Annotated in this window: 10 protein-coding genes; 6 read left to right on the top strand and 4 right to left on the bottom strand. The window is 40.2% G+C overall.

Annotated features, from left to right (window positions below; translation table 11 throughout):
* Positions 1–176 precede the first annotated feature (176 nt).
* The 3 genes from MHI41_RS12160 (at position 177) to MHI41_RS12150 (ending at position 3,633) form a co-directional block, all read left to right on the top strand.
* Entirely contained in the window at positions 177–926 is a 750-nt protein-coding gene (locus MHI41_RS12160; protein ID WP_017367675.1) for a glucose 1-dehydrogenase, read from the top strand.
* Positions 927–1,301: 375 nt separating this feature from the next.
* A complete protein-coding gene (locus MHI41_RS12155) occupies positions 1,302–2,522 on the top strand; it encodes an MFS transporter (RefSeq protein WP_282833826.1) in 1,221 nt (406 codons plus the stop codon).
* Positions 2,523–2,592: 70 nt separating this feature from the next.
* The gene (locus MHI41_RS12150; protein ID WP_017358082.1) at positions 2,593–3,633 is read left to right on the top strand and encodes a 2,3-butanediol dehydrogenase; all 1,041 of its coding nucleotides are present in this window, start codon (positions 2,593–2,595) and stop codon (positions 3,631–3,633) included.
* 41 nt (positions 3,634–3,674) lie between these two features.
* Here MHI41_RS12150 and MHI41_RS12145 read toward each other — a convergent pair whose 3' ends face one another.
* From MHI41_RS12145 to MHI41_RS12130, 4 genes are read right to left on the bottom strand one after another with little or no spacing between them, the layout of a single operon-like run.
* On the bottom strand, positions 3,675–4,388 hold the full coding sequence (locus tag MHI41_RS12145; protein ID WP_342494216.1) for an amino acid ABC transporter permease: 714 nt from the start codon (positions 4,386–4,388) through the stop codon (positions 3,675–3,677).
* Between the two features lie 12 nt (positions 4,389–4,400).
* The gene (locus tag MHI41_RS12140; RefSeq protein ID WP_282833828.1) at positions 4,401–5,099 is read right to left on the bottom strand and encodes an amino acid ABC transporter permease; all 699 of its coding nucleotides are present in this window, start codon (positions 5,097–5,099) and stop codon (positions 4,401–4,403) included.
* Positions 5,096–5,956, bottom strand: coding sequence for an amino acid ABC transporter substrate-binding protein (locus tag MHI41_RS12135; RefSeq protein WP_142155560.1), 861 nt, complete (start codon positions 5,954–5,956; stop codon positions 5,096–5,098). Before MHI41_RS12135 ends, MHI41_RS12140 begins: the two co-directional genes overlap by 4 nt.
* Complete coding sequence (locus MHI41_RS12130) at positions 5,953–6,741, bottom strand: amino acid ABC transporter ATP-binding protein (protein WP_083495524.1); 789 nt, start codon at positions 6,739–6,741, stop codon at positions 5,953–5,955. Before MHI41_RS12130 ends, MHI41_RS12135 begins: the two co-directional genes overlap by 4 nt.
* Positions 6,742–6,861: 120 nt before the next feature.
* Here MHI41_RS12130 and MHI41_RS12125 point away from each other — a divergent pair, with 120 nt between their 5' ends.
* The 3 genes from MHI41_RS12125 (at position 6,862) to MHI41_RS12115 (ending at position 16,145) form a co-directional block, all read left to right on the top strand.
* Positions 6,862–8,031, top strand: coding sequence for an acyl-CoA dehydrogenase family protein (locus MHI41_RS12125; protein ID WP_282833829.1), 1,170 nt, complete (start codon positions 6,862–6,864; stop codon positions 8,029–8,031).
* A gap of 115 nt (positions 8,032–8,146) precedes the next feature.
* Entirely contained in the window at positions 8,147–8,935 is a 789-nt protein-coding gene (gene blaBPU, locus MHI41_RS12120) for a BPU family class D beta-lactamase (protein WP_035390929.1), read from the top strand.
* Positions 8,936–9,104: 169 nt separating this feature from the next.
* Positions 9,105–16,145, top strand: coding sequence for a DNRLRE domain-containing protein (locus tag MHI41_RS12115; RefSeq protein WP_342494215.1), 7,041 nt, complete (start codon positions 9,105–9,107; stop codon positions 16,143–16,145).
* Positions 16,146–16,150 lie beyond the last annotated feature (5 nt).

The raw sequence follows: 16,150 nt of genomic DNA, 5'->3' as shown, positions 1-16,150 counted from the left end.
TAGACTTTACACAAGAAGCAAACGACTATGTCGTCAATATGGAGAATTACAAATATACCACCCTCCTAATGTATGATTTAGGTGGTGGTTTTTCTATGTCCCATTTGACTAGGTATCATGTATACATGAGTGGTATGATAGACGACAACATCTCAAGAGAAAGGATAGGATAAACGATGAATTTTCACAATAAAACAGTCGTTATCACTGGCGCAGCCAATGGAATTGGTGAATCGATCGCGTATGGCTATGCGAAAGAAGGGGCGCGTGTCGTGCTTGCGGATATTGACGAAGAGAAGGGCAAGCGCTTGGAAGATCAGCTGAAAAAGGAGTCCTTTGAGGCTTTTTTTAAAAAAACGGATGTGAAACAAGAGAAAGATATTCAAGACATCATGTCGGCTGCCGTGGCACGTTATCAAACGATCGATATTCTCATCAATAATGCAGGGGTTATGTGTACAAAATCGCCTTATGAGCTAACGGTTGATGAGTTTGATCATGTGCTGCATACAAACCTACGAGGTGCTTTTTTATGTGCAAGGGAAGCGGCACGTTATATAAAAGAGAATCAATCAGGCGGTTCTATCGTTAATATCTCATCCACTCGCGCGACCATGTCAGAACCAGATACAGAAGCGTATGCTGCATCAAAAGGCGGGATATCAGCACTTACTCATGCGCTGGCTGTTTCCTTTAGTCAGGATCATATAACAGTAAACAGCATTTCCCCTGGGTGGATTGAAACGAAGGATGAGAAAAATTTGCGAGAAATTGACCATCAGCAGCATCTTTCCAATCGAGTAGGAACGCCAAAGGATATTGTCAAAGCTTGTTTTTATTTAACAGATGAAGACAATCAATTTGTGACAGGAACCGATTTGGTTGTTGATGGCGGCATGACTAGAAAAATGATTTATGCGGATTAACATGAAAAAAAACATTGACGCCTTGACGGAGGCGCAGTACAATATGTAACAATTCAGCTGAAGATCGTGATGAAAAAAAGATAAAGCGCAAATAGAGAAGAGTATGTAATGGCTGCCTCACACAGAGAACTCCGTGAAGCTGAGAAGGAGCTGGGAAGCGTTACAGAACCAAGCCTCTTAGCTCTGCACCGGATTCATTGTGATGGTGATGCAGCGGCATTCTCCCGTTATAGAGAAGGGTTAGCGATAACCTGCTAAGGTTCATCTGGTAACAGGTGAATGAACTGAGGTGGCAACGCGGAGTCAATCCCGTCCTCAAGACAGAAATGTCTTGGGGGCGGGATTTTTTTTGATGACAAAAAGGAGGACACTACGATGAAAAAACATTGGCGGGATATGAGCATGTTACTTGGAGCGATTGGTATTGCGAACATAGGAGAATGGATTTATATGATTGCTCTCCACCTGCTGATTTTTCAGGAAACGGGCTCCGTTCTTGCTGTAACAGCCGTCTATATGTTAAGACCTGTCTCGGCTCTTTTAACAAATAGCTGGTCTGGTAGTTTAGTAGATAGACTGAATCAGCGGAATGTCATGATCAGTCTAGATTTATGCCGGGCCGTTCTGATTGCTTGTTTACCCTTTGCCTTATTTTCTGGCCACTTATTGATCGTATATGTGATGCTATTTCTCATTCATATGGCACAAGCCATGTTTCATCCAGCTTCGATGGTGTATATGACAGCACTAATCCCGGCGGATAAACGAAAACGGTTTAATGCCATTCGATCTTTGCTTCAGTCTGGTGGATTTTTACTCGGACCCGCCGTAGCAGGGCTGCTTTTTCTCATTGGTACACCAGTCCTTTCAATTTATGTAAATGCAATCTGCCTTTTGATATCTGCTGTTTTGACGATGTGTTTACCGATTTTGTCAAAAGCAGCCGGGGCACAAAAAGGCTTTTCTCTCTCGGTATTAAAGGAAGATGCAAAACTTGTCTTTCATTTCAGTCTCACATCCCGTCAAGTGATGGCCGTGTATTTATTATTTAGTGCCGCCATCACGGTGCTGCCGACTGCCATTGACTCGCTTGAAGCAGCTTTTGCAAAGGAAGTGCTGATGTTGACCAATACCGAATATGGGTTTCTTGTCAGTGTAGCTGGAGCAGGGATTATCACAGGGGCATGTCTCAATACGGTCATTGTCGAAAGGCTGCCTATTTCAGTGATGCTTGGTGCGGGAAGTTTGTTTGTGGCTTTTGGATACTTGATCTATGCTTTTTCAAGCACATTGACTGTCGCAGCAGCTGGCTTTTTTGTTCTAGCTTTCTTTTTAGCATTTGCAAACACCGGTTTTATGACTTTTTATCAAACGAATATCCCGGTAGAGGTTATGGGGAGAGTGGCAAGTTTTTATGCGTTATGTGAAGCTGTTCTGACGATGATGATGACAGGAATATGCGGCGCATTGGCGCATGTGTTATCGATACGTACTTCTGTCATAATCGGCTGCATATGTATGCTTCTTATTTGTCTGTTGCTATGTTTTGTCATTTTTCGTCCATTGACTGTCAAAAAAATAGTGCATCTTACTTAGAAAATTAAAAAAATTATGTTATCATTATTTAAGTAAGTTAATTAAATTGATGAGAAAAGGAGTCTTACAAATGAAAGCACTACGCTGGCACGATCAAAAGGACATTCGACTAGAGGAAATTGACGAACCAACAGTTGCTCCAGGAAAAGTGAAACTGAAAGTAAAATGGTGCGGCATTTGTGGTAGTGATTTACATGAATATTTAGGCGGGCCGATCTTCATTCCTGTGAATGAACCTCATCCACTTACAAAAGAAAAAGCACCCATTACACTGGGACACGAGTTCTCTGGTGAAGTTGTAGAAGTTGGAGAAGGCGTGAGTAATTACAAAGTAGGCGATCGAGTGGTTGTTGAACCTATTTTTGCAACTCACGGGCACCAAGGTGCTTACAACTTAGATGAAAACATGGGCTTCTTAGGACTTGCTGGTGGCGGTGGAGGATTCTCTGAATATGTATCTGTCGATGAAGAATTACTTCATTTGTTACCAGACGAAATTTCATATGAGCAAGGTGCACTTGTTGAACCTTCTGCAGTTGCTTTATATGCCGTTCGTTCTAGTAAAGTACAAGCTGGGGATACAGCAGCTGTGTTTGGCTGTGGACCAATTGGTTTACTTGTCATTGAAGCATTAAAAGCAGCTGGTGCTACTGACATTTATGCAGTGGAATTATCAAAAGAGCGCCAAGAAAAAGCAAAAGAACTTGGAGCGATCATTGTAGATCCTTCTCAGTATGAAGATGTTGTTCAAGAAATCGCACGCCGTACAAATGGTGGAGTCGATGTTTCTTTTGAAGTGACAGGTGTACCTGTTGTATTGAAGCAAGCAATCCAATCAACTAGAATTTCAGGTGAAACAGTCATTGTAAGCATTTGGGAAAAAGGCGCAGAAATTATGCCGAATGACATTGTCATTAAAGAACGTACAGTCAAAGGAATCATCGGCTACAGAGATGTTTTCCCATCTGTATTAAACTTAATGAGAAAAGGCTATTTCTCTGCAGACACACTCGTCACGAAGAAAATCAAGCTGGACGATGTGATCGAAGATGGCTTCCATGCATTAATCAATGAAAAAGATCAAGTGAAAATTTTAGTCAGTGCTGAATAAGTAGGACGAAAAAGAGAATGGCATCTGCCATTCTCTTTTTTTTAACGTCCAAGAGATTTTCCGTACACGCTGACTCGTTTCTCTAACAAAGCAAAAGCGAGTTCAAAGAAAATACTAAGCATCCAATAGATCAAAGCAGAGACCAGATACGTTTCTAAAAACTTGTAGCCATCATTTGCAATGATGCGCGAGATTCCCATGATTTCCAGTACACCAATTGTAAACGAAATGGATGTGGCTTTTAACAGCTGAATGAGCTGATTCCCTAGGTTTGGCAGGGCAACCACAAACGCTTGCGGTAAAATAATGCGAATCATCGCCTGTCTGGTGGTCATGCCAACGATTTTCGCCGCTTCAAGCTGCCCTCTGTCTACTGCAAGAAGTGCGCTGCGGACCACTTCTGTTAAATGTGCGGCTGAATGCAGGCTGAAGGTGATAAGGGCAACGGTAAGCGGGGAGACCATATCCGGGTGAAAGGTCAACCCAAAAGTGCTATTCATTTTGGTCAGAACAAATGGAATGCCATAAAAGAAAGCAAACAACTGAACAATGAGAGGTGTTCCTCTAAAAAATGAGACATAGAGCGTGACAAGCTGGCGGAGCACAGGGATACGAAAGAGGCGAATGAAAGCAAAAACAGATCCAATCAAAAGGCTCACAGCCATAGATACTAGTGCAATCAATAAGGTGAAGGGAACGCCCTTTAGAATATGTGGTATTTGGTCAATGGCAAATGATATATCAATGGTTTGCATCACATCGCCTCCTTAGCGTGACAGGCTGGTGCGGCCTTTCACAAATTTTCTTTCAAGTAGCATCGTGATCAGTTCAATACTGATGCAAATCAGCCAATACACAATTGCAATGATGACGTACACTTCAAACATCCCTATCCCGTAGTTATTGCCTAGGATGATTTTGACCTGTCCCATCATATCAATGAGTCCGATTGTAAATGCAATGGCGGTATCTTTCACGAGATCAATGGTGTAATTTCCAAGGTTCGGAAGTGCAATGAGAAAGGCTTGCGGAATAATGATCCTCATTAATGCCTGCGTATCTGTCATCCCAACAATGTAAGCTGCTTCAAGCTGATCTTTCCCAACAGAGGAATATGCACTGCGAAAGACTTCAGATAAATAAGCGCCCGTATGTAACGAGAATGTGATCATCACAAATAACACACGATCCCAATGATTGATTTGAATTCCGGCCATGAGTAAAATCTGAGGCAGGCCAAAATAAATCAGAAATAACTGAACAATGAGCGGTGTACTTCGTGTAAATGACAAATAAATGACCGCCAATTGTTTCAGCACTGGAATTTGTTTGATTCGAATGCAAGCAAACAGCAATCCGATGATGATGGCAAAAAACAATGACACCACAATCATAAGAAATGTGAGTGGCAGACGATCAACCACTTGTAAAAAGATTCTCAGCCAATCTCCAGCTGTAAACGTCATGGCGCTTCCTTCCTTTCTTCATATTGATAGCCTTGCTCTGATATATAGTCAATATCTTGAAAGAAATCAACGCCAAACCATTTCTTCGCAAGGTCAGGTAATGTTCCGTCTTCTATCATCTCTTGTGTCACTCGGTCCAATTCTGATGCTAGTTTCTTTTGACTAGGCTGTAAGACAAGATAAATAGGTTCCTTTGAGACAATGCCGCCCACTTTGACTTTCAGGTGAAGATGTTTTTGTATCGTATCAAAGGTTGAAATATTCATAAAAGCCGCATCGGACCGTCCACTTTCGACTCGTTTTAAATTGAGTTCGTTTGAAGGACTTTCAATGGTCGTGAGCGGAATTTTCCGATCATTTTCTTCATTATATTGATTTAATATGGAACGAAGGCCGCCGCTAGGACTGACGGGAGCGAGTTTTTTTGATGTCATATCGTCTAGAGATTGAATATCTTGCTCTGATTCATTCACAATTAAACCTGTCATCGAATAGCCGTATGGCACCTTAGGATAAAGAAAACGTTTTTCACGTTCAGGATTACTAAAAAACCAATTAGCCGCCATTTCAAATTTCCCAGCGCCGATCCCAATTAAATTGGATTCTTCCTCGCCAAAGATATAATCAAAATGAATGTGTGGCAAACGTTTCTCGACTTCATTTAAATAATCGATGTTATAGCCAATCGGCTCGTTGCGGTCATTTGTGGCTAAAAAAGGCGGATTGACTTCTGCGCTTAGTGCGACTTTGACAATTTGTCTGCCATCATCTGTTGTCGTTTTCACACTGCTGCAGCCAATGAGAGAGAGGAGAAACAGAAGGATACTAGCGGCGGTGAATAAAGTCTTGCGCTTCATCTGTCTTCCTCCAATCCTTTCCACATCCCGCGATGAATTCTTGATAAAAATTGTTTCGTCCGTTCATGCTGAGGCTTCATCAGGACGTCTTCTGGTGAGCCTTTTTCAACGATTTCCCCATCTGCCATAAAGATCACTGTATCCGCTACATCCTTTGCAAACGAAATTTCATGCGTCACAATGACCATCGTCATGCCTTGGCTCGCAATATCTTTCATCATTTCAAGGATTTCTCCAACCATTTCTGGATCTAGTGCAGACGTTGGTTCATCAAACAAAAGTACCGCAGGATTCATGGCAAGCGCACGGGCAATCCCAATCCGCTGCTGTTGACCGCCGGATAATTCACTTGGAAACGCATCTTTTTTATGAAGCAGTCCAATTCGTGTTAACAATTGCTCTCCGATTTTTTCTGCCTCTTTTTTAGACATGTTTTGAGACACAATCAATCCTTCTGTGATGTTTTCAAGTGCTCGTTTATTTTGAAACAAGTGATAATGCTGAAACACCATAGACGATTGCTGTCTGAGTTTTAGAAGATCTTTTTTTCGATATTGTTCAAATTGAATCGTAGCTTCTCCAACTGTCAGCGTTCCTTTGTCTGGGATATCAAGGCTGTTTAGACTGCGGAGAAGTGTTGTTTTTCCTGATCCGCTCGGTCCAATAATGGCGACCACTTCACCTTCTTGTACGGTGAAATCAATTCCTTTTAACACATGAGTTGACCCATAGGATTTATGTAGATTAGTAGCAGAAATCATAAAAGCATCACGTTCCTTTGACATATGTACTTAATATTGATAAAATTTAACACATTAAATCCTATAAGTAAAGTGTGTTTTAATAATACCTATTGGATAAATCGGATATGATAGATTGCGAGAAACAGAGGAGTTGGATACGTTTTGTCTAAAGCATTATTTGTCGATACAGATTTTCAAAAAAATTGGCTAAATCAACTAGAATCCCTTCGTGAAACGATCGAACATTCTGCAAAAGAACATGATGAGGGTGCCTATTTTCCTAAACAGAATATCGAATCATTAGTAGAACTGGGCTATACAACGTTGTCTCTGCCTGTTGAGTACGGGGGCGGGGGTCAATCTGTAAAGGATATGGTCCTTTTTCAAGAAACGCTAGGAAGTATGGATGGAGCAACTGCCTTATCGATCGGCTGGCACCAAGGAGTTGTTGGTGAAATTTATGAAAAGAAACTATGGAATGAGAAGCAGCTGCAATTTTTTGCTGAAGAAATCAAAAATGGGGCTCTTGTGAACCGGGCCGTCAGTGAGGCGCAGACAGGGAGTCCAACAAGAGGAGGCAAACCTGGAACAACTGCAACGAAATCAGGAGATCATTGGGTGATCAATGGCCGGAAAACATTCACAACGATGTCACCAGCACTCACATACTTTCTCGTCGGTGTATGGATCGAAGAAAAAGAAGCGATGGGCTTCTTCTTAATTCACCGTGATACAAAAGGTGTTTCTATAGAAGAAACGTGGGATGTTGTTGGCATGAGAGGAACAGAGAGCCATGATTTAATTCTAGATCAAGTGGAAGTCCCAGATGACATGTTGGTTGAAGTGCAAAAAGGACCTCGGGGCGGTATGCTGAATCCTTGGATCGCACATATCCCTTCCTGTTATTTAGGGATTGCGCAAGCGGCAAGAGACTATGCTGTTCAGTATGCCATCACCCATTCACCGAACAGTATTAGCGGAACGATTAGCGAACTGCCAAATGTCCAAACACTGATTGGCGAAATTGATTTACTACTAAAGCAAGCACGCCATGTCATCTATTCAACGACAACATTATATGAGCAGCCAGAGAAAAGAGAGCTGTTAATCAATGAATTCGGTGCTGTGAAGCATACAGTCGTTAATGATAGTCTGCAAGTGGTCGATAAAGCCATGCGTTTAGTCGGTGCAAAAAGCTTAAACCTTAGCTGCCCGCTTCAACGTTACTATCGAGACATTCGTGCTGGCCTTCATAACCCACCAATGGACGATATGACAATTTCAAAAATTGCAAAGCAAGCGATTGAAGAGAAAAAATTGAACGTACAATAAACAGAAAGCCGGATAAAACCGGTTTTTTTTATTGAAAAAGAGGACGAGCGGCTCTTATTTCTGATCAGTCAGCATGCTACAATCAATTGCAATCATGAGCAAAGAGGGTGATTGTTTGCAAAAAAAGAAGATGAAATGGCTGATTGCTGCCGTGATGCTTGCAGCACTTTGTATGAGCGAGCCAGCATCAAGTGAAGGAACATCTCCAAAATGGTCCGTCGATGAATTCATGAAAGATCGGGAAGGCACATTTGTGATTCAAGAAGTAAAAGAAAAATCACCATGGGTGTATAACAAAAGAAGAGCGAACAAGCGCTTTGCACCACAATCAACGTTTAAAATAGCAAATGCCTTAATCGGACTTCAAACTGGCGCAGTTAAAGATGAATACGACATCAAATATTGGGACGGAGTAAAAAGAGAGATTGATAACTGGAATAAGGACCATACACTGGGCTCTGGCATGAGAGATTCAGTCGTCTGGTATTATCAAGCCATGGCGCGTGATATCGGGGAAGAACGCATGAGCCATTGGATAAAAGCCATTCATTATGGGAATCAAGACATATCTGGCGGAATCGATCAATTTTGGCTAAGCAGTACGTTGCGCATTTCTCCAGTAGAACAAGTTCATTTCCTTAAACAGCTATATGAAGAAAGTCTCCCATTTGACCTATCGGTTATGAGAACCGTCAAACGAATGATGATACAAGAAGAAGAGAAACACACCACGCTATACGGAAAAACAGGCTCCGGATCAGGAATCGGCTGGTACGCAGGCTTCATCAAACATGAAAACAAAACCTACATCTTCGCCACAAATATAGAAGGCACCGGACTAGAAGCAAAAGAAATCACCTATCGTATTTTGAAAAAATATCATTTGGTAGAAGCATCCGTTTAGGGTGCTTTTTTTATGAGTGAATTTGGGGATATATTGATAAAAAGATGATACTTGGGTTAGTTTGAAAGGATGATATATTTTTAGAAAAATATTGAAACGTTATCTCAAATATATTATGATATATGACGTATTGTTACAAATGTTACAAATATATGATAAGGAGATTAATATGAATCTAAAAAGAAAAGTAAATTGGAGAAGAAATATTGCAGCGCTTCTGGCCTTTGTGATGCTTATATCAATGTTACCTTCTGACATTTTTGCAGAAGAACATGTAGAAAATACAAAATCAAGTCATAACAGCATGCCAGAAACAGACGATTCAAAAACCCTTGAAATAGCAGGGATTGATGAAGCTGAAATTGGTAAAGACGGAGAAGTTCTTTCGGAAAGAACAGCCAATAGCAAACTTTTCTATGAAGGAGAGGGAGTATTTACGCAAGAAGTATATCCTGACCCCATTCATATAAAAGAGTCACCAGATGCTGAGTGGGAGGACATCTCTCCAGAGTTAAAAGCAACTTCGAAAAAAGAAATAGAAACGGAAAATGCAAGGTTAGATTCAACCTTTCAAAAACAAATGAAGCAAGGGCTTTATGCTACATTCGAACACAAGAAGCATCAAATTGAATTTTCAATTTTAAAAGCTTCAGGAACAAACAAATCAGAAATTCGTTCCAAAGATACCTCTGCACAATTTAAAGAAAACACCAACGAACTTACATACGAAGAGGTATTTCCACATATTGATTTACGATCATTTACTTTTAATGAAAATATCAAAGAAGATATTGTACTCAAACGATATGATGGCTACAATTCTTTTACATTTAAAATAAAGACAGATCTAACTGGAGAAATTGAGGAAGATGGTTCTATTAGATTCTTTGATCAGAAAAAACAGACCATTTTTCAAGTTCCAAAACCGTTTATGACCGATTCAAATCTAGATGAAAAGTCAGGCGAAGTGGCTCGATCAGAAGATGTGAGCTTTGAATTGCAAAAAGAAGATGATGGCTATTTACTTCGTGTAACTGCTGATGAGAAATGGCTTAAGGATCCTGAACGAGTTTATCCTGTGTCTATCGATCCATCGACTTCTTTATCTGTTTCATCAGACACATTCATTATGAGTGCATACCCAACAACAAACTATTCAACATCTTCGCAAAAATGGGATGCTAATCTGAAAAGTTATGTCCTGAAAACCGGTTATTATGATAAAACAACTGGTACAAACTACGCGTTCATGAAGTTTAATTCATTCAAACCGATTCAAAATATGAATGTAACAAAAGCGACGCTCAAAACGTATGTTGCTCATTCATATTACGGGACGAAAGCAACTGGTCTTTGGCTTGATACAGTGAATGCCAACTATGATCAGACAAAGCTAACATGGAACAATAAACCAAGTTCTAAAAACATCGGTAAGGCCAACGTATATAAAGGACAATGGGCGAGTTATGATGTGACATCGACCATCAAAGCTTGGAATAGCGGAACAGCTAACTATGGCTTTAAATTACATGCTAATGGAAATGGACAAGACCATTGGAAAAAAATAATCTCATCAACAAACTCTACCAATAAACCAGTCATTGAAGTCACGTATACGATTCCACAAGCAAATGCACCAACTGTAAAAGGTTTTAGTAATGGAAATGGGACAGGTTACTTAAACTTAAGTTGGAAAAAGGTGTCTGGCGCAAAAGGTTACAAAGTGTGGCTATACAACGGAAAAGAATATGAAGCCATTTCAGTTGGAAATGTAGCATCATGGAGTACAAAAGGAAAGAATATTTGGCCGACAGCAAGTGAGATTGCAGCTAAGAAATATAAACTTCATTTAGATGGAAAAGGGGGGACAGAATTAGCAGTTGATCCTTCCCCGGTTTACAAAAACTCAGGTGGTAATTATGCGACAAGCAAAAATTATTGGGTAGCTGTAAGTGCGATTTTTGACCAAGGTGAAGGCGCAATGTCAGCAAAAGTAAAACCTGTCGTGCCGAATGTGGCTAGAGCGAAAGCACCTAGTACAAAAGGATTTAATAATAATAACGCAACAGGTTACTTTGATCTTTCTTGGACTTCAGTTTCCGGTGCGACCGGTTATAAAATACAAATGTTTAATGGGAAAAGCTATGAGACATTGGATCTCGGTAATCAAACATCATGGTCAACAAAAGGAAAAAAAGTATGGCCAACAGCTGCTGAAATTAAAGCAGGTAAATTTGCATTGCACCTCCAAGATGGAAAAGGGGCTGAGCTTCCAATTCATCCTGGTGCGACTTATAAAAATGCTGGAGGAGATGCGGCTCAAAAACATTATTCCTTCAGAGTGATTGCCTACAATAAAGATGGAGAAGCTATTGCTTCACCGCCATCTGGACCAACTTTACCTGATCTATCTAGACCAAAAGCTTTATCTGGATATGCTTATACGAATACGAAAGAGAGCCAAACAGGTTATATCAATTTACATTGGGACAAAGTAAAAAATGCAAAAGGATATAAAATTAACATCTATAATGGTAAGGCATATCAATCATTTGATGTTGGTGATGTCGATCATTGGACAACACAAAATAAGAATATTTGGCCGACTCCTACTGAAGTTACAAGTGGGAAATATGTGCTTCATACAGATGGTAAAGGCGGGGAATTAGCGCTAGACCCATCACCAGTTTATGAAAATGCGAATGGAAATTATAAAGGACGCAAGAACTACTCCTTTACCCTTTCCGCTTACGATGCAAATGGAGAAACCATTCCAACACCAGCCTTTAACCCGACATTCCATGAAGGTGCCGAATTCCTTGGAATAGAGGATTACTGGTCGATTATTGATATACCAGACGGTCAGCTGAATGGTGCAACTGGTAATGTGATTGTCAGTGAAGAAGAAATGTCGATTGATGGAAGAGGACCGGGACTTGGAATTGGTCGAACTTATAACAGTTTAGATGCAGCTGACCACCTGTTTGGACAAGGGTGGTACGCAGATGTAGAAACTAGTATCACGCCAACAAAAGAAGGTGCCATCTATCTTGATGAGGATGCCACAACTCATGTTTTTACAAAAAAAGCAGATGGTACGTATCAACCACCAACCGGTATTTTCCTTGAATTAACGGAATCAAAAGATGAATACATGTTAAAAACGAAGGATCAAACCTTTGCGCACTTTAGTAAAAACGGTGGGAAAATCACCAAGATTGTAGATGGACATAAAAATACAACGACATACAAATATAACGAAAACAATCAGCTCATATCAATGGAAGATGCATCTGGCCGAAAAATAACGATGGAATATGATGAAGATGGTCATATCACCTCGGTTCAAGGACCAAAAGGGAAAAAACTTTCATTTGAGTATGATGCAGGCTTACTAGTAAAAGTCATTGATTCAGATGGAACGAGTATCTCATATGAATACGACAAAGAAGGAAAATTGATTAAACAATTCTCTCAAAACAGCACAGAAGATCAGCCTGTTTTTACAGAATACCAATATGAAAATCACCGTTTAGTCAAAGCGATCAATGCAAAAAAAGAAACCTTTGAGTATGCATATGATATGTCTAAAAAGACACTCATGCTGACGCAGCCAAACGGTCGGAAAATACAGTATACGTATAATGAAGCAGCCAACCCGATTCAAGTTGTAGATGATGCGGAAGGTTTGAAGATTACGACCAAAACCAAATATGAAGGAAATCAAATCGTTGAAGAAGCGGATCCGAATGATGTAGAAAAAGGAAAAGCTACAGAAAGCTATTCGTATGACAAAAATGGCAACGTCATTCTGGCGAAAGATGCTTACGGGACAGAAACCTACGAGTATAACAAAAACAATGATGTTACTAAAGTGAAAGATACAGAAGGAGATATTACAGATATCGCCTACGATGGATTAGATGCTGTATCTGAAACGGATCAAAGTGGAAATATGTCTTCAGCAAGTATTTATGATTCGTACGGGAATTTGGTACAAACGAGTAAAGAACTTGCTGCAGGTGCGAGTATATTGAAAAATGGCAGTTTTGAAGATACGCTAACTGGCTGGAAGCTTACAGCATCTAAGGATGATGGGAAATTAGCGCAAACAGCTGGGAAAAGTGGTCCGTTATCTGGCGGCAGAGTATTAGAGGTCAGTTCACAGTCGACCACTGAAGGAACTGAACTTGGCTATTCTTCTGCTACTCAAGAAGTGACACTAGAGCCAAATACGACGTATACACTTAGTGGGAAAATAAAGACAGAGCTAACAAAAGCAAGAGCATTTTTTAACATCGATTTAAGAGATACAAACAACAAACGAATTCAATGGATCAGCAACGGTTACAGCACATTATCAGGCAAAAACGATTGGACAAAACGCCAAGTCACGTTTACGACGCCATCTCATGCAGGTAAAGCTGTGATCTATATGGAAGTGGATCATCGAGATAGGGCTGGAAAAGGAAAAGCCTGGTTCGATGAGATTCAGCTGGAAAAAGGCGAAGTTTCATCAAGTTATAATCCAGTCAAAAATAATTCCTTTACGGATAAAACAACAAGCTGGAGTGGGTCAGGTGGTTCGTTAGATAATGAAGAAGGCTTTAACGATGACGTTTCGTTAAAAATGACCAGAACCTCTTCAACTCAAGCAAATGCCATCTATAAACAATCTGTACCGATTGAACAAAGTGCGAATGATCAATCTGTGTATGTCACCTTGACTGGGATGTCTAAGGCTGAAAATGTCAAAGCCTCAAATGATAATGATTACTCACTTCAAGCGTTCGTTACGTATACAGATGGCACAACAGGAACATTTAATGCGAAATTCCCAACCGGTACACAGGAATGGAACCGAGCGGCGGTTGTCATACCAAAAACAAAACCATTGAAAAAAGTCGACGTTCAGATTGTTTTCCAAAAAAGCGCGACTGGCACGGCTTGGTTTGATGATATCCGTCTAGTAGAAGGTAGTCTGTTAACGAAAACCACTTACGACGAAAAAGGGAACTATGCAGTTAAAGAAGAGGACGAGCTTGGTTACTCATCTCAATCTGCCTACGATGAAACAGGCAAAAAACTTTCTGAAACAGATGCGAAAGGCGAAAAAACAACATTTGAATATGACCAGGCTGATCAACTAAAGAAAATCACTTTATCTAACGGGACATCCATTGTGAGAACCTATGATAAAGAGGGCAATGAACGGTCGAAAACCATTCGTGCAGAGTCAGATCAGACGTATCAGTTTGAATACGATCTGATGGGTAAATTGACAAAAACCATTGATCCATTAGGGAATGTGTTGAAAAGTGAATATGATGCGAATAGCAACTTGATCAAAACCATTTCTGCAAATGGACATGAAGTGTCTCTCACGTATGATGGAACAGACCGAGTGAAATCCAAGTCATACAATGGAACAGAAAAATATAACTTTAGCTATGATAAAAACGGAAACGAAACAACGGTTGTCAACAAAGAACAAAACACAACCAAAAACAGAACGTTCGACCAACAAAACCGCATCACAAAGTTAGCAGAGCGTGGCAGCAGCCAAACTTGGACGTATCCAGCCGATTCAGATAAACTAAAATCCTTTGAATGGACACACGGAAATCAAAAAGGGACGAACCAATTCAGTTACAATAAGCTTGATCAAATGACGCAGATGAAGGATTCGAGTTCTACGTATTCGTTTGATTATGATGAAAATGGAAATGTTCAGTCCTTTATTACAGGTAACGGCAGTGGTGCTAGTTTTGCTTATGATGAGCGCAATTTAATTAATGATTTGCACATTGGAACAAGCCAAGGGGCAACGATCTTAAACGAAGCTTACGAATATGATCAAAATGGAAACAGAATAACGATTGATCAAGGAAGCAATGGGAAGATTCGTTATGAATATGGAAAATTAGATCAATTGATCAAAGAAACTCATCCAGAAGGCACGGTCATTGAGTACACATATGATGGGTTTGGAAACAGAAAAACCGTTACGATTGAAAAAAATAGCACTAAAAAAACAATCAACGCATCATTCAACATCATGAACCAACTGACAAAGGTAAATGATGAGACTTTAACTTATGACAAAAATGGCAACCGAACGTCTGACGGGCAATTCCTTTATGAATGGGATGCAGAAGATAACATAACGGCCATCACGAAAAAAGGCGAAGACAAGCCATTTGTCACTTACAAATATGATGAGCGTGGATACAGAATTCAAAAAACAGTGAATGGAAAAGTCACCAATTACTTTTATGACGGCGATAGCCTGAATGTTTTATACGAAACAGATAAAGATAACGTAGTCACAAAAGCATACACATACGGTGAGAGTGGACAACTCCTTGCATTCACGCAAAACGGGAAAAAATATTTCTATCACTACAATGCACACGGTGATGTCATAGCCATCACAAATAGTGCAGGAAAAATCGTTGCTGAGTACGAATACGATACATGGGGCGTTCCAACAAAAGTAAAAGAAGATGAAGAAGTAAAAGGCAACCCATATCGATATGCAGGTTACCGCTTCGACGAAGAAACAGGACTTTACTATCTAATCGCCCGCTACTATGAACCAAAAAATGGCGTATTCCTATCACTTGACCCAGACCCAGGAAGCGATGGAGATGCACTAGATCAAAACGGATATACCTATGGAAACAACAACCCAGTCATGAATGTGGACCCGGATGGTCATTGGGTATGGTTTGTTGTCAATGCAGGATTTGCGGTATATGATGGATACAAAGCTTATAAATCAGGAAAAGGTTGGAAAGGTGCAGCAGTTGCAGCCGCATCAGGATTTGTAGGTGGTGGAAAGTTAAAGGCTGCGAAAAAGGTATTTAGTGTTGGGAAGAAGTCTTATAAACTTTCAAGGAAGAAAAAAGGTGGAAAATATAGAGGTCATATAAGAACTAAAAAGAGGTTTGTACCGGACAGCTATTGGAGTAGAAAAGCATCTTTTGTGGGGAAGCCAAATAGTCGGGTCACTCACTATCGATTAAAAGAAGGTAGAAAGGAGAAATCGACTGTAATATATGATAAGTTCGGCCGTAAGAAATATCGAGTCGATCACTCTGATCATGGAATGCCAAAAACCCATTCAAAACCACATCTTCATGAATTTATTTATAAAAAGGGCTATGGAGATAGAGGTAAGAAAAAAACATATAATTTTTGGAGGTGAATGAA

It is taken from the genome of Bacillus sp. FSL M7-0307 (genome assembly GCF_038627835.1).
GTDB lineage: Bacteria > Bacillota > Bacilli > Bacillales > Bacillaceae > Bacillus > Bacillus altitudinis.
The sequence above is the reverse complement of the archived record's forward strand: the minus strand, read 5'-3'. Positions and strand labels throughout refer to the sequence as shown.